This is a genomic window from Lutibacter sp. B1, from assembly GCF_012524075.1.
GTDB lineage: Bacteria > Bacteroidota > Bacteroidia > Flavobacteriales > Flavobacteriaceae > Lutibacter.
The window spans coordinates 100991-121262 of record NZ_JAAZUI010000009.1 but is presented as its reverse complement, the minus strand read 5'-3'; the positions used below and the strand labels follow the sequence as shown (position 1 = coordinate 121262).

Below are 20272 nucleotides of genomic sequence, written 5' to 3'. Positions count from 1 at the left end.
GTAATTGCTTTACTGCTATGAAAAACTTTAGTTACTTCATCATCATTAAGTCTCCAAATTTGAGCAGGATATTGTTTTCGTTCTTTTGTGCCATCTTCATATTCAAATTCAACAATAATTGGCATTACCAAATCTCCGGGTTTTTCAAATTTTAATTCATAAAAATATTTTGGTGCTTTTAAATCAGCTTTTTCTTCAGGAGTAAAGTTTTCTTCAATATAATTATTCAGAATACTATAATCTTCCGCTTTTTTATTTTTTAGGTCTTCGGTAAATTCATCACTATCTTCAGAAACTAAGTAAAGAGCAGGAGGTAGTTGATCTATAGTTATACCATATCTTGTAGCTAAGTCTTTAGCTTGTTGCGTAGGTTTATCAGTTACATGATATTTTTTCACTTCTTTTATTCCGATATCATTATATCCTGTTGTGTAAAACCAACCTCTCCAAAACCAATCTAAATCCATTGCCGAAGCATCTTCCATAGTTCTGAAGAAATCTGCAGGAGTAGGGTGTTTAAATTTCCAACGTTTTGCATACGTTTTAAATGCATGGTCAAATAATTCGGGTCCCATAATTGTATTTCTCAAAATCCATAAACCGGTAGCAGGTTTTGCATAAGCATTAGAACCAAAATTAAATAAATCATCGCCTTTTGCCATAATTGGAGATAATTTAGATTGATCGCCTTTCATATAGGGTACAATATTTTTGGGTAAACCTCTATTTAAAGGGTAATTTTCTTCATATTCCATTTGAGCCAACATCTGAACAAATGAATTTAAACCTTCATCCATCCAAGTCCATTGACGTTCGTCTGAATTTACAATCATAGGGAAAAAGTTATGACCAACCTCATGAATTGTAACACCAATCATTCTATATTTTGTACGATCGCTGTATGTGCCATCAGGATTTGGTCTTCCGGGATTGAAACAAATTTGAGGATATTCCATACCCATTTGTCCATCAACCGAGATTGCTTTGTGATAAGGATAATCAAAAGTATGTTTTGAATACGTTTTTAAAGTTTGGGCAACTGCTCTGGTAGAATGATCTCCATATAAAGGATTTGCTTCTTTTGAATAATAAGAATAAGCCATAACAGTTCTTCCGTTTATATCAACAGCCATAGCATCCCAAATAAATTTTCGTGATGTAGCAAAAGCATAATCTCTAACATTTTCTGCAAAAAATTTCCAGGTTTTAGTTTTTTCAGATTTGCTTTGTTCTGCTTTAATAGCTTCTTCTTGGGTTACAATAATTACCGGATTATCAAAAGTTTTTCTTGCCTCTGCTAATCTTTTTTGTTGTGTTTTGGTAAGCACTTCAGCTTCATTTTTTAATACACCTGTTGCTCCTAGTATATGATCGGCAGGAGTTGTAATAGCAACTTCATAATTTCCAAATTCTAATGCAAATTCACTTCTTCCCCAAAATTGATCGTTTTGCCAACCTTCTACATTGTCATAAACACATAATCTCGGAAAAAACTGAGCAATAACATAACTATTGTTGCCATCAGCAGGAAAATGTTCAAACCCAGATCTACCACCTTGTGTTACGTGATTGTTTATATTATACCACCATTTAATTTTGAATGAATAAGTATCGCCTGATGCTAATGGCTTATCCAGATTTATACGCATCATTGTTTGATTTATAAGATAGGATGCATTACTGCCATCAATATTTTTAACATATTCAATTTTAAACCCACCATCAAATTTTTTCTCTAAGAAATTTTTTGAAAATTGAGCAGGTGTGTATAATGTGTTGGCTCCGCTACCTTTAATATCAGGTGTTTTTGAATCGGCAGCACGCATATTTTGATCAAGTTGAAGCCATAAATATTCTAAATTATCTTTAGAATTGTTATGATAGGTAATTGTTTCTTCACCATAAATACGTTGCTTATCATCATCAAGTATAATATTCATTTTATAATCAACTTGCTGTTGTGTATACTCATAACCGGGAGCTCCTGAAGCAGTATGTTGGCTATCTGGTGTTGGCAATTCTTGATGTAATTGCCTGAATTTACTAGTGTTATAATGCCCTTTTTGTTTTTCAACTTTTTGGGCAGATGTTGAAAATGAAATTAGTAGAATTAAAATTTGTATATAGAGTAATTTTTTTGTCATAATAACTAAGTAGATTTATAAATTATGAAATAAAAAAAGCCACTCTTAGGAGTGGCTAATAAGATTAACCTTTAATTTGATTTTTTTTAAATTGCTCAAATTTAGTTTCGGTATTTTTTGGCCAGCTATTGTTTGTTAAATCAACATCAGCTGTTTGTTCATCAGGGTCAACGGTAATTTTTGTAATTGCTTTACTGCTATGAAAAACTTTAGTTACTTCATCATCATTAAGTCTCCAAATTTGAGCAGGATATTGTTTTCGTTCTTTTGTGCCATCTTCATATTCAAATTCAACAATAATTGGCATTACCAAATCGCCGGGTTTTTCAAATTTTAATTCATAAAAATATTTAGGAGCTTTTAAATCAGCTTTTTCTTCAGGAGTAAAGTTTTCTTCAATATAATTATTCAGGATGCTATAATCTTCCGCTTTTTTATTTTTTAGGTCTTCAGTAAATTCATCACTATCTTCTGAAACTAGGTATAGAGCAGGAGGTAGTTGATCTATAGTTATACCATATCTTGTAGCTAAATCTTTAGCTTGTTGCGTAGGTTTATCAGTTACATGATATTTTTTCACTTCTTTTATTCCGATATCATTATATCCGGTTGTATAAAACCAACCTCTCCAAAACCAATCTAAATCCATTGCCGAAGCATCTTCCATAGTTCTGAAGAAATCTGCAGGAGTAGGGTGTTTAAATTTCCAACGTTTCGCATACGTTTTAAAAGCATGATCAAATAATTCGGGTCCCATAATGGTTTGACGCAGAATGAACAATCCGGCAGCAGGTTTAGCATACGCATTAGAACCAAAATTAAATACATTATCTCCTTGAGACATAATTGGTGCTATTCTGCTTTGATCACCAGCCATATATCCTGTTATATTTTTTGGATATTTGCTCATTGGAAATAACTCAGAGTCGTATTTATACTCTGCTAAAATTTCTACAAAAGAGTTAATCCCTTCATCCATCCAAGTCCACTGACGTTCGTCTGAATTTACAATCATAGGGAAAAAGTTATGTCCAACTTCATGTGTAATTACACCAATCATACCCGACTTTGTTCTTTCAGTATATTTTCCATCAGGTCCAGGTCTACCGTAATTCCAGCAAATCATTGGATATTCCATTCCTTGTCTTTGTGCATTTATGGATGTTGCATGTGGATAAGGATAATCAAAAGTATGCTCCGAGTACACTTTTAAAGTGTTAGCAACAACTCTTGTAGAATGTTCTTCCCATAAAGGATTTCCTTCTTTTGGATATAATGAATAGGCCATTACAGTTTTACCATTGATATCTACAGCCATTGCATCCCAAATAAATTTACGTGAAGAGGCAAAACCGAAATCTCGTACATTTTCAGCATAAAACTTCCAAGTTTTTGTTTTTGTTTCTTTTCCTTTTTCTGCTTCTAAAGCTTCTTGTGGTGTAACTATAAAAACCGGATTATCAAATGAGTTTTTTGCTTCTGAATATCTTTTATATTGTTCTTTAGTAAATACTTCTTTAGGGTTTTGAATTACACCTGTAGCATTTAAAATATGATCTTTTGGAGTTGTAATTGATACTTGGTAGTTACCAAATTCTAAAGCAAATTCGCTTCTTCCCCAAAATTGCATATTTTGCCATCCTTCAACATTATTATATACTGCTAAACGAGGAAAAAACTGTGCTATAACATATAATTTATTTCCATCAGGGAATGATTCGTAACCGGAACGACCTCTATCAACCATATAATTGTTGATATTGTACCACCACTTTATATTAAAGATAAACTTTTCACCTGATGCTAGCGGTTTTGGTAAATCAATTCGCATCATGGTTTGATTTATCATATAACCAATAGCATTTCCATTAATATCTTTTACATGTTGTATATTGAAACCACCGGGAAAAGGTTTTCCCATAAATGATTTGGTAAAATTACCCGGCGTATATAATACACCCGGACCTTCACCTTCAATATCCGGTGTTTTTGAATTTGGAGCACGCATATTTTGATCTAATTGTACCCATAAATATTCTAAAACATCTTTCGAATTATTATGGTAAGTAATAGTTTCTTCTCCAAATAATTTTTGATTTTCATCATCTAAAATGATATCCATTTTATAGTCAACTTGCTGTTGAGTATACTCATAGCCGGGAGCTCCAGAAGCAGTATGTTCTTTGTTTGGAGTAGGTAGTTCTTGATGAAGTTGCCTAAACTTATTAATATTATAATGTCCTTCTTTTTCTTTTTTAGGTTCAGTTTTTTCTTCAACTTCTTGGGCAATTAACGATGAAGAAATTAAGAATAGTGAAATTGCAATAAAAAATAGTTTTTTCATTTAAGATATTGATTAAAAAATAAGATTCGAAAATAACTATTTTTGCTAAGAATTTTAATTGATTATTAAAAATTTAACAAACCTTTAGGGTTATTTTTGTCTAAATAAAAGGTTTTGTTGAATTTGTTTACTTTTATTTTAATAATATTTTGCTGATTTTCAAAATCTCTGAATAATGAAGTATTCGTAATTTGTAAAGATTTAAGTTCTTTAATATCAGTAATTTCTAAATAAAACCTAACAATATCACCATCGTATTCTTTACCAATAAAATTAAAATTTTGTGCTTTATTATTAACAACAACTTTAAAATGATTGTTTAAATATTCTTTATAATATGCATCAATATTTTGCACTTCTTCCGTTGAAGCTAAATATAAATTTTTTTTGGCATCTTTATTTAAAGTAAATTCAAGATCATCAATAAATAAACCTAAAATAATTTGAATCGATTTTTGGTCTTCAACATATTCAATTTCACATAAGCTCACATAATATTTATGCATTGTAAATGCAAAAAGCGGAATTGATAAAAGAAGAAAAAAATATAATTTTTTAAGTTTCATTATGGTAATTTTAACTGCTAATAAACAAAAAGCATTCCAAAAGTCAATAAATTTTGGTGTATAAATTATTGTTAATTTTTAATTGAATTAAAGTTTTTGCTTTGATTTACCAAAAAGTTTTTAATTTCAATTTCACTACTATCATAAAATTCATTTAAACCATTCCCTTCACAATAATCTAAAAACAAATTTATTTTATGCTCAGGTATATTGAGCCCTTCTGTAAAAAATATATCTTCATATAAAACTCTTAAGTTTGTCGAAAATTTTTCTTTTAATTTTTCTATTTGTTTTTGTTTTTCAACTTTTTCTCTTCTCTTATTTCGCAAATTTGAGGTTAACATATTAAAAACACCTATAAAGCTAATACCTCTTCCTTTTATTGGGCTTGTTAAATGAGTTATATCGGGTGGTTTTTTATAATAATCTTCATCTTTTTCAAGTACAGCTCCCATAGGTAGTGCTACTTTTCCTAATTCAAGGGTCATTTTTCCAACCAACATTATTTCATCTAAATTATTAATTCCCTGTTCTAGATATACATTTAAAGATTTTGTGTTTATATGCGTTTTGGTAATTTTTATTTCTCTGTTTAAATATATTATTGAAGAAAATAAAATAGTATCGCCTAGTTTTGCAGTTAGTTCAAACTCTCCATTCTTATTACTTGATGTACCAAAATTAGTTGCTTTATTAATAATGTTAATATCTTGCAAGTAAGTAGAATCGTTTTTAACTGTACCATTAAGTTTTATTCTGTTTTCCTGTGCATAAAATAAAAAAGAAACACTTAAAAAAAATAGAAGAATTATATGTTTACTGATTTTTAATAGCATGGTAACTTTTACTTTCTTCCTGTAAAATTTTAATTAATTCTAAAAGTTTGTTTTGGTTGTACTTCTGAATAACATTTCTTGTTTCACAATATGTTAAAAAATGATGAATACTGTCTTTGGCAATTTTAAGTTCGTTTATAAAAAAATCTTCACCTAATGTAGTTATAATTTTTAGAGGTGTTTCTTTTTTAAGGTTCAGTTCTTTTTTTAATTTTTTTTGAGCTTCATAAGCGTAATTTGGAAAACTTGCACCAGTACCTACACCGTTCATGGTTATTGGATTTACCATGTGTTCTACACTAGGAGGTTTGTTTGAAGAAAATGTATTACCTAAAGAAACCTTATAAATATCATTTTTATTGAATTTAAAATTCATTTTGGGAGTATTGTCTTTTGGAACTTTTCTTATATCAACTGTTAAGTTTCCCGACAAGCCATGTATAACAACTTCATCTAAAATATTTACTGAAGGAATTAAATTGATTTTAATTTTTTTTGAAGTTAAAATACTTTTGGTAATATTTATTTTTTGTCTGTTATATTGAATTGAAGAAATTAATAAAATATCATTTAAGGAAACGTTGATTTCAAACTCTCCATTATCACCACTAATAGTACCAATACCATTGCTTAAATTTATAATATGAACATCGCTAACTTTTTTATTAAAACTTAGTATTTCACCTTTAATTTCTATAGCATTCTCTTGCGAAAAACATTTCACAGCAATAAAGATGATAATAGCAGAGTTAGTTAGTTTGATATTCATTAAAACAAAGTAAGTTTTTGAAATCTTAAAATTGTATTAATGCAATTGTAAACTTTTGTTAAAGGTTGAAATTTAGTACATTTGATAAAACCAATTTTTAATGAAAAAACTTTTTATTGCTAGTACTTCAACAGTTCATGGTAAAGGATATTTAGAATATATTTTACCGGAATTATCTATTTTTTTTAAGGGTATAACTACAATTTTATTTATCCCTTATGCTCGTCCAAGTGGTATTACTTATGATGAATATACTGATATTGCAAAAAAAGGGTTTGAAAAAATTAATATTCAAGTTGAAGGTATACATGAGTTTAAAAATGCAATAGATGCCGTAAATAATGCCAAAGCTATTTTTGTTGGTGGAGGCAATACATTTTTGTTAGTGAAACAATTGTACGACAATAAATTAATTTCAGTAATAAAAAATGTTGTAGAAAATGGTGTTCCGTACTTTGGTACAAGTGCCGGAAGTAATATTACAGGTTTAACAATGCAAACAACTAACGATATGCCAATTATTTTTCCTCCAAGTTTTAGCACGTTAGGTTTTTTAAATTTCAATATAAATCCGCATTATTTAGATCCGGATCCCGATTCTAAACATATGGGTGAAACCAGAGAAACTCGTATAAATGAATTTCATACCATTAATAAAATTCCTGTTTTGGGTATAAGAGAAGGAAGTTGGTTATTAGTAACGGGTACTAAAGTGGTTTTAAAAGGAAAATTAAATGCACGATTATTTGAGCAAAATAAATCGGCTAAAGAATTGCCTCCTGATACTGATTTAAGTTTTTTAATGTAGATTTAAAGTTTCTGCAATAATTTGTGCATCAGGACATTTTTTTACTTCATCTGAAAGATTTAAATAACTTTTAGTAATTCTTAGAGTATCAATATAAGAAGTTTTTAATCGATCATTTAAAATCATTGCAGCTATGTATGAATTTTTATTTTTTTCAATAAAATCATAACTGTAATTTGTAAATTCAGCCTCAATTTTTTTCATTTCAGAGCCTATCTCATCTAATTTTTCAGCATCATTTTCAAGTCTTGCTTTTTGAAAATGAGGAAATAAATAATCTATTTTACTAAAAATATTTTTTGAAGCGATTTTATACTCGTTTAATTTTGAATTTAATTCAGAGCCTGTTATAATTGGTTCTTTTAAGTTGTGCCCATCTAACTCAATATGCATTGTTTTATTTTCGAGAATTAGAACAACTATGGTAGCGTAATCTTTAAAAGTTAAAGCGTAACGCTCCGGATAATCAACAATACCGGCAAATTCGAAAGTATTATCCTCAATAGATGAAGAATCGAGCACATAAATAGAATTCTCAATTATTTTATTTAGATATGTTTTGTTTGAAGTTAAATTACTTATAGTTCCAGATAAGAGAAAACCATTATTTTGAGGTAAATTATTTTTAGGCTCTTTGGTAACTTCATTATTACAGCCAATACTAATAAAACATACACCAATAATGTATAGTATTATTTTTTTCATAGCTGTATAAATTTAAAATTAATAATTTACATACTCTACAATTTCAAGTCCATAACCAGTCATACCAACTCTTTTTATAGATTGAGAGTTAGATAATAACTTTAATTTTGAAATTCCTATATCGTGTAAAATTTGTGCGCCAATTCCAAAATCTTTATCATCAGGGGTAATTTTAGGAACTTGATTTTCTTCAGACTCTTTTTGAGCTTCTTTTAACAAAGATAATCTATTAATAAGATTGAACGATTGATTTTCTTGATTTATAAAAACAACAGCACCTTTTCCTTCATCATTAATTTTTTTGAAAATTTTAGAAAATTTATGGTCTGGAGTTTTGGTTAACAATCGAATAATATCATTATTAATTAATGAGGAATCTACCCTAACGAGTACTTTATCATTTTTATCCCAAATTCCTTTTGATAAAACTATATGAACCTGATTGTTAGTTGTTTGTTTATAAGCTCTTAAACGAAATTCTCCAAAACGAGTTTGCATAGTGAAATCTTCAATTTTATCAATTAAAGAATCATATTTCATTCTGTATGCAACTAAATCTTCAATCGAAATAATTTTTAAATCAAATTTATCGGCTACTTCAATTAATTGAGGTAAACGGGCCATAGTACCATCTTCATTTAAAATTTCAACCAAAATACCTGCGGGTTGTAAACCTGCTAATCTGGCTAAATCAATTGAGGCTTCTGTGTGTCCGGTTCTTCTTAATACACCACCTTCTTTAGCTCTTAGCGGGAAGATATGTCCGGGTCTTCCTAAATCTTCCGGTTTGGTTTCTTTTAAGGTTAAGGCTTTAATTGTTTTTGCTCGGTCATGTACAGAAATACCAGTAGTACATCCATGTCCAATTAAATCGACAGATACAGTAAACTGTGTATTATGTAATACCGTATTTTTATTTACCATAAGTGGTAAATCTAATTCTTCACAGCGTGTTTCAGTTAAAGGTGCACATATTAAACCTCTGCCATGTTTAGCCATAAAGTTTATCATATCCGGCGTAACACACTCTGCAGCAGCAATAAAATCACCTTCGTTTTCTCTATTCTCGTCATCAACAACAATTACAATTTTGCCATTTTTAATATCTTCAATAGCTTCTTTAATTGTGTTTAATTTTATTTTTTTTGTTGAAGTTTCCATTTTTTTAATTTAAAGATTTTTTAGAGAATTTTTTGAAGAAATTTTGAATTTTATCAAACACAGCATCAATATTGAATATACCCATGCCTTGAGTTGCTCTTCTGGTTAATAAAATACCAAAAGGTAGAAGTATTATGGTAGAAAGCCAACTTCCAAATAATGTAGAAATAGCACTTTCTTCTGCTAAATTTTTACCAAACTGCGAAATGAAAAAGTAAATTACAAATATAGTTATTGCCATTACCATTGGTAAGCCAAATCCTCCTTTTCTAATAATAGAACCTAACGGAGCTCCAATAAAAAATAATACCAAACAGGCAAAAGAAAAGGATATTCTGTAGCTATACTCGTAATCATAAAGGTTTAGTAATTTTCTTCGGTCTTTAAAATCCTTTTTTTGATTTTTATTTCGTTCAATAGTGCGATCCAATATTTGAATAGCTTCATTTACTACCGCATTTTTATTGTTTAGATTGAAATTATTTAAAATAACGGAATCTAATTTTTTGTTTTTAAGCGAATCAGGGTATTTATATAATTTATTTGCATGTATGGTTGTATAAAAGTTATTAGAACGATTTTCAATATACTCATCATACGTAATTTTACTTTCTTTAGATATTGAATCTAATTGCTTTATACTAAGCATTCCATGGTGTTCTTTAATATTTTCTTTTTTTAGATTATCATCATCATTAAATGATGATATGTCAATATTAATTATATAGGTTTTAAAGGTTGCTTTAGAAGCAGGCATTTTAGCTCTTTCTTCAAGAGACATGTTGTTTTTTATATGTTCTTCGTAATAATTTCCATTTTCAAGGGTTAGTGTCATGTATTTACTACCTTCTTCAGTAGAAATTATACCTTTTTCAGCTGTAATAACTTTTTGTTTTCCTTTACCTGCACTTAAATCGGCTATTTGAACATTTTTAAGTAAATTTTTCTCTTCACCATATTTTTCGTCAAATTTTATGCTAAAACCAGGTATTTCGGTATTAAAAGCACCAGGTACCAACGCCAATGCAGGTTTTTTCTTTTTAATATTTAAGTATAAATTCTTTTGTTTTAGAGTAGCCCAAGGATAAATGTTATTTAAAAATATGAAGTTTAGTCCACTTAACAAAACAGTTAAAATTATTAGAGGTCTAATAATTCTTCTTAATGAAACACCGGCAGATTTTATAGCGGCAAACTCATAATTTTCTGATAAATTACCCAATGCCATTATTGAGGATAACAATATACCAATTGGTAGGGCAGTAGGCGTAAGTATAAGAGCTAAATAACCTAAAAATTTTAGAATAAAAAAGATATCAATACCCTTTCCGGCAATTTCATCAAAAGCCAACCATAAAGCTTGCATTACTAAAACAAAAAGAACCACAAAATATGTGGCTAAAAAAGGTTGTAAAAAGCTTTTTAAGATATATTTATCAAATATTTTCAACTATTCTATTTTGGCTCAGAGATAGTATATTTTTTTTGATCTCTGTATTTAACAGCATCAAAGATAAAAAGCTTTTCTGAAATAGGTTGATTTGTTTTAAAAGATCTTATTTCAAGAGTTGTAATTGTACCGTTTTTTCCGGTTTCAATAATATTACAAATATGTTTTGTTTTAATATCAACACCAATTATAAAATTTTTAATTTCAGAATGACTATCTATAGGAATAAGTTTAACATATTGAATTTTAACACCTTTGGTTGTTTTCAATTCATCCATTTTGAAAGTATACCCATTCTCGTAAAATGAAAACATTTTAGAAGGAGTTAAAGTATCATCATCTTCATTATTATTTTTTTTTGAGTTTTGAATAATTACTTCTTCATCTTCATGAACTATCAGATATGTTTTTTTACCATCAAAAATTTGTTCAGTACCCATGTAGTTCAAATGATACAAATCACCTTTCAAAGTTACATCACCTCTGGTTTCTTGGTGTACATCTGCATCATTATTATCTAATCTATGATTAAATTCAATATAAATATTTTCATATTTTTTTATTTTTTGGGAAACTTCATCAAGTAAAGCCTTCGCTTTATTAGAATTTTGGCTAAATGAGGCAAAACTAATTAGGGTTAATGCTATTAAAAATACTATTTTTTTCATTCTATCAATTGTTCTTTTAACTGTTTGTTTCGTTATCTAATAATTGTTTTAAAGCCATTTCATCAGGAATTAAAACCTGACGTGCTTTACTTCCTTCAAAAGGACCAACAATTCCGGCTGCTTCTAATTGATCTATTAATCTTCCGGCACGGTTGTATCCTAATTTTAATTTACGTTGTAATAATGATGCAGAACCTTGTTGAGCTTGTACTATTACTATAGCGGCATCTCTAAATAATGCATCTCTTTCGCTTATATCTATATCAAGACTTGTGCCAATTTCATCACTACTATATTCAGGAAGCATATATGCATCAGGATATGCTCTTTGTGATCCAATAAAATCAGTTATTTTTTCTACTTCAGGAGTATCAACAAATGCACATTGAAGTCTAATTAAATCATTTCCGGCAGAAAAAAGCATGTCTCCTTTACCAATTAATTGATCGGCTCCCGGACCATCTAAAATGGTTCTTGAATCTATTTTTGAAGTAACTCTAAAAGCAGCTCTGGCTGGGAAGTTGGCTTTAATAATACCTGTTATTACATTTACTGACGGGCGTTGTGTTGCAACAATTAAATGGATTCCAATAGCTCGAGCTAATTGAGCTAAACGTGCAATTGGCGTTTCAATTTCTTTTCCGGCAGTCATAATTAAGTCGGCAAATTCATCAATAACTAAAACTATATAAGGTAAATATTTATGTCCGTTTTCAGGATTTAATTTTCGAGCCTTAAATTTTACGTTATATTCTTTAATATTACGAACCATAGCAGTTTTTAAAAGGTCGTAACGTGCATCCATTTCAATACATAATGAATTTAAAGTATTGATTACCTTGGTTGTGTCGGTAATAATGGCTTCATCAGTATCTGGAAGTTTTGCTAAATAATGGCGTTCAATTTTATTGAAAAGTGTTAGTTCAACTTTTTTAGGATCAACTAAAACAAATTTTACTTCTGCTGGGTGTTTTTTATACAATAAAGAAGTTAAAACGGCATTTAAACCAACAGATTTACCTTGCCCAGTTGCTCCGGCCATTAATAAATGAGGCATTTTTGCAAGGTCTACTACAAATGTTTCGTTAGAAATAGTTTTACCTATAGCTACGGGTAATTCCATTTCAGAATTTTGAAATTTTGTTGAAGAAATTACTGATTTCATCGAAACCATAGTTGGTTTTTTATTAGGCACTTCAATACCAATAGTTCCTTTTCCCGGTATTGGCGCTATAATTCTAATTCCTAAAGCAGATAGCGATAAAGCAATATCATCTTCTAAATTCTTTATTTTTGAAATTCTGATACCTGCTTCAGGTACTATTTCATAAAGAGTTACAGTTGGTCCAACAGTAGCTTTTATACGGTCAATTCCAATTTTGTAGTTGTTAAGAGTTTCAACAATTCTGTTTTTATGTTCTTCTAACTCTTCTTGATCAACAGAGATACTTTCGTTATAATCTCGTAATAAATTTAATGTTGGAAATTTGTAATTTCCTAATTCTAAAGTAGGGTCAAATTCACCAAAATCTTTTACCAATTTATCTGATAAATTTTCGTTCACATGACTTTCTTCTTGAACTTTATCAACAGCAATTTTAACATCGTGCTCAATACCTTCCGGTTTGTGAACAATCTGTATATCTAAATCTTCATCAACTGTAGTTTCTTTAATTAAATCATTTGTAGAATTGTTGAACTTTTTGGTTGCTTCAGCAGATAAATCAAAATCAGATTTTATTTCGTCGTTATCAATAGCTTTGATATTGATATTGTTTTCGGTAGTTTCAGTATCGGAAAATAATTTCTTTTTAGCAGGTAAACTGCTTTTAACTTTTTCAGGCGTAAGTTTAAAACGAATTACTAAATAAGAAAGCATTAAAAAGAATAATACTAATATAAGTCCGGTTTTACCTAAAAAGTGCTGTAAATAAATATTGGTTTCATAACCAATTACTCCTGGCAAAAGTGCATTTTTATGTGCTAAAAAACCAAATGTTACAGAAAACCAGATAATTCCCAAAATTCCCCATCCCCAAGTTTTTCTTATTTTTTTTAAACTTCCTTTTAAAAATACCAGCAAACCTGAAAAAAACAGTAATACAGGAAAGTATATTGAAATAACGCCAAAACCATCGTAAATAAAAAAGTGGCTAATACTTGCTCCAATTTTACCCAATAAGTTTTTTACAGTTACATTTTTATCGGTAAATGCATTTAATTGGCTTTGGTCGTCTTGCCAATTAAAAAAATAAGATATAAATGAAGTAAATAAAAATATGGCAAATAGCATTATAAACGCACCCAAAATAGTTTGAGTTTGTCTATTTCCAAAAAAGGATTTCGTTTTTTGGAAAGGTTGTTTTTTAGGTGTGTTTGGTGTTGTTTTTTTCTTTTTTGCCATTCATTAAAAGTATCACACAAAAATATAAAATTAATGTGATTGCCGTTAAATTACTAAATAAATTTGGGTATGTAAATAATTAAACCAATTATTACGGCAAATATTGCAGCAAAAAAAGCTGCTCCGGCAGAAATATCTTTAATGTGTCCAATTTGTTTGTGATATTCAGGATGGATAAAATCGGCAATTTTTTCAATGGCTGTATTTAATGATTCTGCTACCAAAACGATTGCAATTGCAAAAATTTGAAACATCCATTCGGTAGCAGAAATATTCATTATAAAACCAATTATAGTTACTATAACAGCAATAATTACTTGTGCTATAATACTATATTCTGAAGTAATTAAAATCCAAAAACCCTTTGCTGCATATTTTATAGCTTTAATTCGATTTAGAATAAAATTACTCTCCTGCATATTAAAGAGCTTTTAAAGCAGCTTCGTAATTAGGTTCGTCAACAATTTCAGGAACTTGCTCAGTATAAATTACATTTCCCTCTTCATTAACTACAACAACGGCTCTTGAAAGCAGAGAGGCTAAAGGCCCATCTTCAATAGTTACACCATACGATTTTCCAAATTTTCCTTTAGCAAAGTCAGATAAGGTAATTACATTATCCAATCCTTCAGCACCACAAAAACGAGCCTGAGCAAAAGGTAAATCTCTTGAGATACATAATACTTTAGTATTTTCAAGTTTGCTTGCTTCTACATTAAATTTTCTAACTGAAGCTGCACAAGTACCTGTATCTAAACTTGGGAAAATATTTAAAATTAATTTAGATCCTTTAAAATCCTTTAATTTAGTTTTAGATAAATCTGATTTAATTAAAGTGAATTTTGGTGCTTTTTTACCAATTTTAGGTAATTTTCCAATAGTTTTTATTGGGTTTCCTTTTAATGTTATTTTTGCCATAATTTTAGTTTAAGTTTTAAAAGATACCAAAGTTAATTTAAAAACTAAAAACATACGAATTAATTAGCGAGTTTTTTAATTAGTTATTGTTATAAAGTAACTTTTTAGAAGGTAATTTTATTACATAATGCAAATTAAATTCTTGTATATTCGCATTTGAATAATCAATTTAAAATTGAGTTTAAAAAACTACACTTCAGAGTTTAAAAATAATTTGCGGTTAGCAACACCAATAATGATGGGTTCTTTGGGGCATTTATTGGTTGGGTTAATTGATGATATTATGGTTGGTAGGTTAGGACCTGTTGAATTGGCTGCAACATCGCTTGGTAATAGTTTAGTGTTTATAGCCATGTCAATTGGAATAGGTTTTTCTAATGCTTTAACACCTTTAATTGCAGAATCGGATGGAGAAGGAGATAAACAAAAAGGACGTAAAGTTTTTCAGCATGGATTAATTCTAACAACAATTATAGGAATAACAATGTATATAATGTTATTGTTAATTAAACCGGCGTTATATTATTTAGATCAGCCTGATGAAGTTGTAGTTTTAGCATTACCTTATTATGAAATAGTTGCGATGTCTATGATTCCTTTAATGATTTTTCAAGGACTTAAGCAATTTACCGATGGCTTATCTCAAACAAAATACGCTATGTATGCCATTATACTTACTAATGCGATTAATATTTTGCTAAACTTTATGCTAATTTATGGCTTTTGGATATTTCCTAGATTAGAATTGATTGGTGCAGCTTTAGGAACATTTATTTCAAGAATAATAATGGTTCTTTTTATATATGCTGTTTTAATCAAAAAAGAAAAATTCAAAGTTTATATGCACAGATTAAAAGTTGCTGAAATAGAGAAAAAGATATTCAAAAAAATAATAAGTTTAGGTTTTCCAACAGCCTTACAAATGCTTTTTGAAACGGGTTTATTTACTGCATCTGTGTTATTAGCAGGAACTTTAGGTGCATTTAACCAGGCTGCAAACCAAATTGCATTAAAATTATCATCAACAACATTTATGGTCGCAGTTGGTATAGGTGTGGCATCAACTATAAGAGTAGGAAATCAAAAAGGATTGAAAGACTTTATTGAATTGCGAAGAATAGCATTTTCTAATTTTCTTTTAACATTAATAATAATGACAACCTTTTCAATAGCATTTATTTTACTAAAAGATGTTTTACCTTGGATGTTTACTGATAATTTAACGGTAATTAAAACAGCTTCAAGCTTATTGATTGTTGCAGGGTTATTTCAATTATCAGATGGTTTTCAGGCTGTTATATTGGGAGCTTTAAGAGGGTTACAAGATGTTAAAATTCCTTCAGGATTAACATTTGTTGCTTATTGGATTATTGGTTTTCCGATTAGTTTTTATTTAGGAAGAAAAACCGATTTAGGTACTTTAGGAATATGGATTGGTTTATTTATAGCTTTAACCAGCTCTGCAATAATGTTGTTTTTAAGATTTAATTATTTGTCTAATAAATTAATAAAAGAGAAAAATGAATTTACCTAAATTTTTACTTGGTGATAATACCGATTGTTCAAATGATATTTTTGTGATTCATACCGAATTTCCTCGTTTTATCATTAACTTGGTTGATGATGAAATTGAATGGCTAGAAGATTTATCTGGTGCCGATGAAGAAGAATTAGCAGTTGAAGTTGCTACATTTATTGAGCAAGCCAGTGAATTTTATGATAGAGAAATGGGGCGTTATAAGAATGAAGAATAGTGTAGTTACCTAATTTGTTTTATCTTCATTTAGTAGCTTATTTGCTTGAGATACCCAGTCATCACGTTCAATTCTACCAGGAAAGAATTTAATAAGTTCGGTTATTCTGGATATATCATCGCTATTTAAATTACTTATTTGTTTGTAAGAGAAAATTCCGATCTCATTTAATTTTTCTTCAATAGAAATGCCTATACCTTTAATTTTTTGCAAATTATTTTTATTTTCAATTGAAGATTTTCCAATTCGATCAAAATCAAGTTCATTATTTTCGTTTTTTAGAGGAGCTCTATAAACCATTTGTTTTCCACCACGTTCAAAAGTTTTGGTTGCTCTTATTTTAGAGTTATCTTCTTCAATTTTTAAATCTTCAAAATCATGTATTTCATATGTTGTTTTAGATTTTGTTCTTGCAAGTAGCTGTCCAAAAAACAAACCAATTAAAAAGGCTCCTAGCATCCAAAAGAACATTTCTAAAAGATGTATAAAATTTTGATTAGAAAATATAGATAATATCATTTCAATAAATTAATTAATTTTTATTTCAATTCGTTTGTTTCTGGCTCTACCTTCTTCAGTTGTTTTATCAGCAATTGGCTTCGATTCTCCCATTGATAATGTAGTAATTCTAGCATTGTCAATTCCATTGATTATAAAGTATTTTTTAACTTCATTTGCTTTTTGCAATCCAATAATTAAATTATTTTGATAATAACCAATATTATCAGTATGCCCTGTAATGGTTATATTTTTATTGGGATACTTTTGTAAATATTGTTTAAGTTTTAAAGTGTATTTGTACAGGTTGCTGTCAGGTAATAAGGTTGTTTTATCAAAATCTGGATAAAAAATTGTATCGATTATTTCTTTTTCAATTGTACTTATTTTTTGAGGATTTATTTCTTTAAAAACCATCTCAATCCCATTATTGTATAGTCCTTCTTGATTATAAGAATATTCATGTAATTTTTCGGAGATTTCAATTTTTGAACTATCTATTCCATTTTTAATCAATTCTTTTTTAATCAATTCTGCACGCTCAAACCCAATTTTATTATTGACTTTTTTTTCAGATTCTTTATACTTTCCAATTACAAGTAATTTAGTAGTATAATCGTTATTTAAAACAAATTTTATACTATCTGTTAATTGTGAAAAAGCTGTAATATTTGTAACTAAGGGAGTATTTTTATTTATGATAAATCCTTTTGAAGATTGAAATATAGTATCACTATTAAAGTTTGTAATCCAAAAAAGATTATTTTCTTTAGTATTAATAAGTGTTGATTTAGTTTTAGGTGAATTAGTAGAAATATTGCAAATTTTAAAAATTTTATTACTGATAAAAAAATGAAAACTTAAAGCAATAGCTGACCATAATAAAAATACAGAAAACGCTTTAAAATAGTTAAGCATGTGATTATTTTTAGCGTGTTAAATTTAACAATAATAAATTTAATGTCAAACCTATATTGTTATAAATGAAAAGATTAAAAGGAATGGAGTACTTATTTTTTTGCAGATTCTACTAATTCAAGTTTATTTAAACTGGTTTTGGTTGTAAAAATGCCATAGTTTATAAAAGCATTGTTTTTTTCAATTTTATCAATAGTTCCACAAGCATTACTATCAATAATACGAACTTTATCATTAATTTTAAACGAATAATCAGCTTTTTGTTTTGCAACTTTTTTGGCTTCAACTTGTTTTTGTTCTCTAACTTTTATTACTTCAACTAAAACTTCTTTTTCAGTTGTTTTTAATTTTTCTTCCACCTTTTTTTCTTCCACTTTAACTTTTAGTTTTTGAGCTTTAGTTTTAGGCTTTGGCGGATTCTTTTTCAAATGTTTTGTTTTTTCAATTGTAAGCCATTTATTAAACTCGGCAGTTAACTCTTTTTTATTATTTGTTTGAAAGTATTTGTTAACTAATTCATTAATTTTTCGACCATACGAAAGCATTTTTTGATTGCTGTCATACAATTCCTGAAAGCTTTCTAATTTTTCTTGAATTTTTTGTTGTTTTTCAGTTAAATTATCGGTTTGTTCAATGGCTTTATTTTTCTCTTTTTCAAGGTTTTCTGAAGTTTTTTGAAGTTTATTTCTTTCTTGCTGAAGTTTCGAAATGGTTTTATCCAAACGAATTTTTTCTCCTTCAACACGTTTTTTGGCTTTATTAATTAAGCTGAAAGGAATCCCATTTTTTTGAGCAACTTCAAAAGTAAAAGAGCTTCCTGCTTGTCCAATAAAGAGTTTAAATAATGGTTCTAAAGTTTTTTCGTCAAACTGCATATTGGCATTTGAAACATTTTCCAACTCGTTGGCTAAAACCTTTAAATTTGCATAATGAGTTGTAATAATTCCGAAGGCTTTTTTCTCATAAAATTCTTCTAAAAAAATTTCAGCTAAAGCACCACCTAATTCAGGATCGCTTCCAGTACCAAATTCATCTATTAAAAATAAGGTGCGCTCATTGCATTTGCGTAAAAAGTTACGCATATTTTTAAGTCGGTAACTATATGTACTTAATTGGTTTTCAATTGATTGATTGTCGCCAATATCGGTTAATATTTTTTCGAAAAAATAAGTTTCAGAACGCTCGTGTACAGGTATTAACAAACCGCTTTGCAACATAGCTTGTAATAAACCAATAGTTTTTAAAGTAATACTTTTACCTCCTGCATTTGGGCCGGAAATTACTATTATTTGTTGTTTGCTGTTAAGTTCCAGCGTTTGGGGAATGGTTTTTATGTTTTTTTGATTGTTTTTTACCAACAAAATAGGGTGGTAGGCATCTCTTAAAAATACTTTTTTTTCTGTTGAAAATTTGGGTAAACAAGCCTTAATTGTTTTAGCATATTTTGCTTTGGCAGCAATAACATCCAATTTTGTTAAATAGTTTTGATATTTAATTAAATTAGGAGAAAATTCTCTTAGAGAGTTTGTTAATTCTTTTAAAATTCTAACTATTTCCTGATGTTCATCGTACAGTAAATTTTGAAGTTCTCGGCTGTATTGTAACGTAGCTTCCGGAGCAATAAAAACAATGCTTCCGGTTTTAGAACTGCCCAGCAAACTTCCTTTAACTTTTCTTCTGTGCATAGCTAAAACTGCTAAAACACGTTGGTTGTCTATAACAGATTCTTTGATGTCATCCAAATAACCGGCAGTGTTGTATTTGCTCAAAACCTTCGTAAAACTTGAGCCAATTTTAGAGCGTACAGTATTTATTTCACTTCTTATTTGTTTGAGGAGTACCGATGCGTTCTCATTTACTTCGGCAAAAGGAGTAATAATAGCAGTAATGTTTTCAACTATAAGTTTTTCAAATTCAATTTCTTCTGAAACTGAAAATAGAGTAGGGTAAATTTCTTTAAATTTTTTTAAAAACTTCAGTAATTCAAAAACTGTATTGGTATTATTTAAAATTTTTAAGAAGGATTTTGGCTCTAAATAACTGTTTTCAATTTTTAATAAATGAATTTCTTTTTGAATGTCATCAAAAAAATGATTTGGAATTCTATTATCATTTTCAAAAGAAGCTAAATATTCATTTACTTGATGTAATTCGGGTAGTAATTTTTTTAAGCTACCAAATGGTTTAATTTCCAGCGTAGCGTTTTTACCTAAGTCAGAAATACATAACTCGCTCACTGCCTTTAAAATAGTGTTGAATTCTAAATCGTTTAATGTTTTTTCTGAAATTTTAGTCATAAAAATACTACTTTTGAATAGTTAGACAAAAG

The 20272-nt window shown here is 28.8% G+C and carries 18 protein-coding genes; 3 read left to right on the top strand and 15 right to left on the bottom strand.

Annotation, left to right across the window (positions count from 1 at the left end; all coding sequences use genetic code 11):
• From HGB55_RS07330 to HGB55_RS07310, 5 genes are all read right to left on the bottom strand, one after another.
• On the bottom strand, positions 1-2144 hold a 2144-nt coding region (locus tag HGB55_RS07330; RefSeq protein WP_211047365.1), incomplete at its 3' end, for a M1 family metallopeptidase.
• A 64-nt stretch (positions 2145-2208) separates the two neighbouring features.
• Positions 2209-4488 carry a M1 family metallopeptidase gene (locus HGB55_RS07325; protein WP_168816109.1) on the bottom strand — a complete coding sequence of 760 codons (2280 nt, stop codon included), beginning with the start codon at positions 4486-4488 and terminating at the stop codon, positions 2209-2211.
• Between the two features lie 65 nt (positions 4489-4553).
• On the bottom strand, positions 4554-5054 hold the full coding sequence (locus tag HGB55_RS07320) for a DUF6702 family protein (RefSeq protein ID WP_168816108.1): 501 nt from the start codon (positions 5052-5054) through the stop codon (positions 4554-4556).
• 71 nt (positions 5055-5125) lie between these two features.
• Positions 5126-5890: a carboxypeptidase-like regulatory domain-containing protein gene (locus HGB55_RS07315; RefSeq protein ID WP_168816107.1), complete on the bottom strand. Its 765-nt coding sequence runs from the start codon at positions 5888-5890 to the stop codon at positions 5126-5128.
• Entirely contained in the window at positions 5871-6659 is a 789-nt protein-coding gene (locus HGB55_RS07310; protein WP_168816106.1) for a hypothetical protein, read from the bottom strand. Before HGB55_RS07310 ends, HGB55_RS07315 begins: the two co-directional genes overlap by 20 nt.
• 100 nt (positions 6660-6759) lie before the next feature.
• Between HGB55_RS07310 and pepE the strand changes: the two genes are divergently transcribed.
• Positions 6760-7467 (top strand): dipeptidase PepE, encoded by a 708-nt coding sequence (gene pepE, locus HGB55_RS07305; protein ID WP_168816105.1) that lies wholly within the window; start codon positions 6760-6762, stop codon positions 7465-7467.
• Here pepE and HGB55_RS07300 read toward each other — a convergent pair.
• The 7 genes from HGB55_RS07300 to tpx are packed head-to-tail and all read right to left on the bottom strand — an operon-like array spanning position 7459 to position 14773.
• Positions 7459-8172 carry a DUF4369 domain-containing protein gene (locus HGB55_RS07300; RefSeq protein ID WP_168816104.1) on the bottom strand — a complete coding sequence of 238 codons (714 nt, stop codon included), beginning with the start codon at positions 8170-8172 and terminating at the stop codon, positions 7459-7461. The two genes, pepE and HGB55_RS07300, sit on opposite strands and share 9 nt — an antisense overlap.
• Before the next feature lie 18 nt (positions 8173-8190).
• Entirely contained in the window at positions 8191-9333 is a 1143-nt protein-coding gene (ribB, locus tag HGB55_RS07295; protein ID WP_168816103.1) for a 3,4-dihydroxy-2-butanone-4-phosphate synthase, read from the bottom strand.
• Positions 9334-9337: 4 nt separating this feature from the next.
• Entirely contained in the window at positions 9338-10783 is a 1446-nt protein-coding gene (locus HGB55_RS07290; protein ID WP_168816102.1) for an LptF/LptG family permease, read from the bottom strand.
• A 5-nt stretch (positions 10784-10788) separates the two neighbouring features.
• On the bottom strand, positions 10789-11451 hold the full coding sequence (locus tag HGB55_RS07285; protein ID WP_168816101.1) for an outer membrane lipoprotein carrier protein LolA: 663 nt from the start codon (positions 11449-11451) through the stop codon (positions 10789-10791).
• A gap of 16 nt (positions 11452-11467) precedes the next feature.
• A complete protein-coding gene (locus HGB55_RS07280) occupies positions 11468-13855 on the bottom strand; it encodes a DNA translocase FtsK (protein ID WP_168816100.1) in 2388 nt (795 codons plus the stop codon).
• Positions 13856-13908: 53 nt separating this feature from the next.
• Positions 13909-14274, bottom strand: a complete 366-nt coding sequence (locus HGB55_RS07275; RefSeq protein ID WP_168816098.1) for a diacylglycerol kinase — start codon at positions 14272-14274, stop codon at positions 13909-13911.
• A 1-nt stretch (position 14275) separates the two neighbouring features.
• Positions 14276-14773: a thiol peroxidase gene (tpx, locus tag HGB55_RS07270; protein ID WP_168816096.1), complete on the bottom strand. Its 498-nt coding sequence runs from the start codon at positions 14771-14773 to the stop codon at positions 14276-14278.
• Positions 14774-14948: 175 nt separating this feature from the next.
• Between tpx and HGB55_RS07265 the strand changes: the two genes are divergently transcribed.
• Complete coding sequence (locus HGB55_RS07265; protein ID WP_168816094.1) at positions 14949-16307, top strand: MATE family efflux transporter; 1359 nt, start codon at positions 14949-14951, stop codon at positions 16305-16307.
• Positions 16294-16527, top strand: coding sequence for a hypothetical protein (locus HGB55_RS07260; RefSeq protein WP_168816092.1), 234 nt, complete (start codon positions 16294-16296; stop codon positions 16525-16527). The genes HGB55_RS07265 and HGB55_RS07260 overlap by 14 nt, the downstream gene beginning before the upstream one ends.
• Positions 16528-16536: 9 nt before the next feature.
• On the opposite strand, the gene HGB55_RS07255 is transcribed toward HGB55_RS07260, so the two are convergent.
• The 3 genes from HGB55_RS07255 to HGB55_RS07245 all read right to left on the bottom strand — a co-directional run bounded on the left by HGB55_RS07255 (position 16537) and on the right by HGB55_RS07245 (position 20240).
• Positions 16537-17046: a hypothetical protein gene (locus HGB55_RS07255; protein ID WP_168816090.1), complete on the bottom strand. Its 510-nt coding sequence runs from the start codon at positions 17044-17046 to the stop codon at positions 16537-16539.
• Between the two features lie 9 nt (positions 17047-17055).
• Positions 17056-17943, bottom strand: a complete 888-nt coding sequence (locus HGB55_RS07250) for an OmpA family protein (protein WP_168816088.1) — start codon at positions 17941-17943, stop codon at positions 17056-17058.
• Between the two features lie 92 nt (positions 17944-18035).
• Positions 18036-20240: a DNA mismatch repair protein MutS gene (locus tag HGB55_RS07245; RefSeq protein ID WP_168816086.1), complete on the bottom strand. Its 2205-nt coding sequence runs from the start codon at positions 20238-20240 to the stop codon at positions 18036-18038.
• Between the last annotated feature and the right edge of the window lie 32 nt (positions 20241-20272).

Bases quoted from the DNA above. Each gene is read 5' to 3' on its own strand.
- HGB55_RS07245 (WP_168816086.1), bottom strand. From the start codon at position 20,240: ATGACTAAAATTTCAGAAAAAACATTAAACGATTTAGAATTCAACACT.
- pepE (WP_168816105.1), top strand. From the start codon at position 6,760: ATGAAAAAACTTTTTATTGCTAGTACTTCAACAGTTCATGGTAAAGGA.
- HGB55_RS07275 (WP_168816098.1), bottom strand. From the start codon at position 14,274: ATGCAGGAGAGTAATTTTATTCTAAATCGAATTAAAGCTATAAAATAT.
- HGB55_RS07300 (WP_168816104.1), bottom strand. From the start codon at position 8,172: ATGAAAAAAATAATACTATACATTATTGGTGTATGTTTTATTAGTATT.
- HGB55_RS07315 (WP_168816107.1), bottom strand. From the start codon at position 5,890: ATGCTATTAAAAATCAGTAAACATATAATTCTTCTATTTTTTTTAAGT.
- HGB55_RS07255 (WP_168816090.1), bottom strand. From the start codon at position 17,046: ATGATATTATCTATATTTTCTAATCAAAATTTTATACATCTTTTAGAA.
- HGB55_RS07320 (WP_168816108.1), bottom strand. From the start codon at position 5,054: ATGAAACTTAAAAAATTATATTTTTTTCTTCTTTTATCAATTCCGCTT.
- tpx (WP_168816096.1), bottom strand. From the start codon at position 14,773: ATGGCAAAAATAACATTAAAAGGAAACCCAATAAAAACTATTGGAAAA.
- ribB (WP_168816103.1), bottom strand. From the start codon at position 9,333: ATGGAAACTTCAACAAAAAAAATAAAATTAAACACAATTAAAGAAGCT.
- HGB55_RS07285 (WP_168816101.1), bottom strand. From the start codon at position 11,451: ATGAAAAAAATAGTATTTTTAATAGCATTAACCCTAATTAGTTTTGCC.
- HGB55_RS07280 (WP_168816100.1), bottom strand. From the start codon at position 13,855: ATGGCAAAAAAGAAAAAAACAACACCAAACACACCTAAAAAACAACCT.
- HGB55_RS07310 (WP_168816106.1), bottom strand. From the start codon at position 6,659: ATGAATATCAAACTAACTAACTCTGCTATTATCATCTTTATTGCTGTG.
- HGB55_RS07325 (WP_168816109.1), bottom strand. From the start codon at position 4,488: ATGAAAAAACTATTTTTTATTGCAATTTCACTATTCTTAATTTCTTCA.
- HGB55_RS07250 (WP_168816088.1), bottom strand. From the start codon at position 17,943: ATGCTTAACTATTTTAAAGCGTTTTCTGTATTTTTATTATGGTCAGCT.
- HGB55_RS07260 (WP_168816092.1), top strand. From the start codon at position 16,294: ATGAATTTACCTAAATTTTTACTTGGTGATAATACCGATTGTTCAAAT.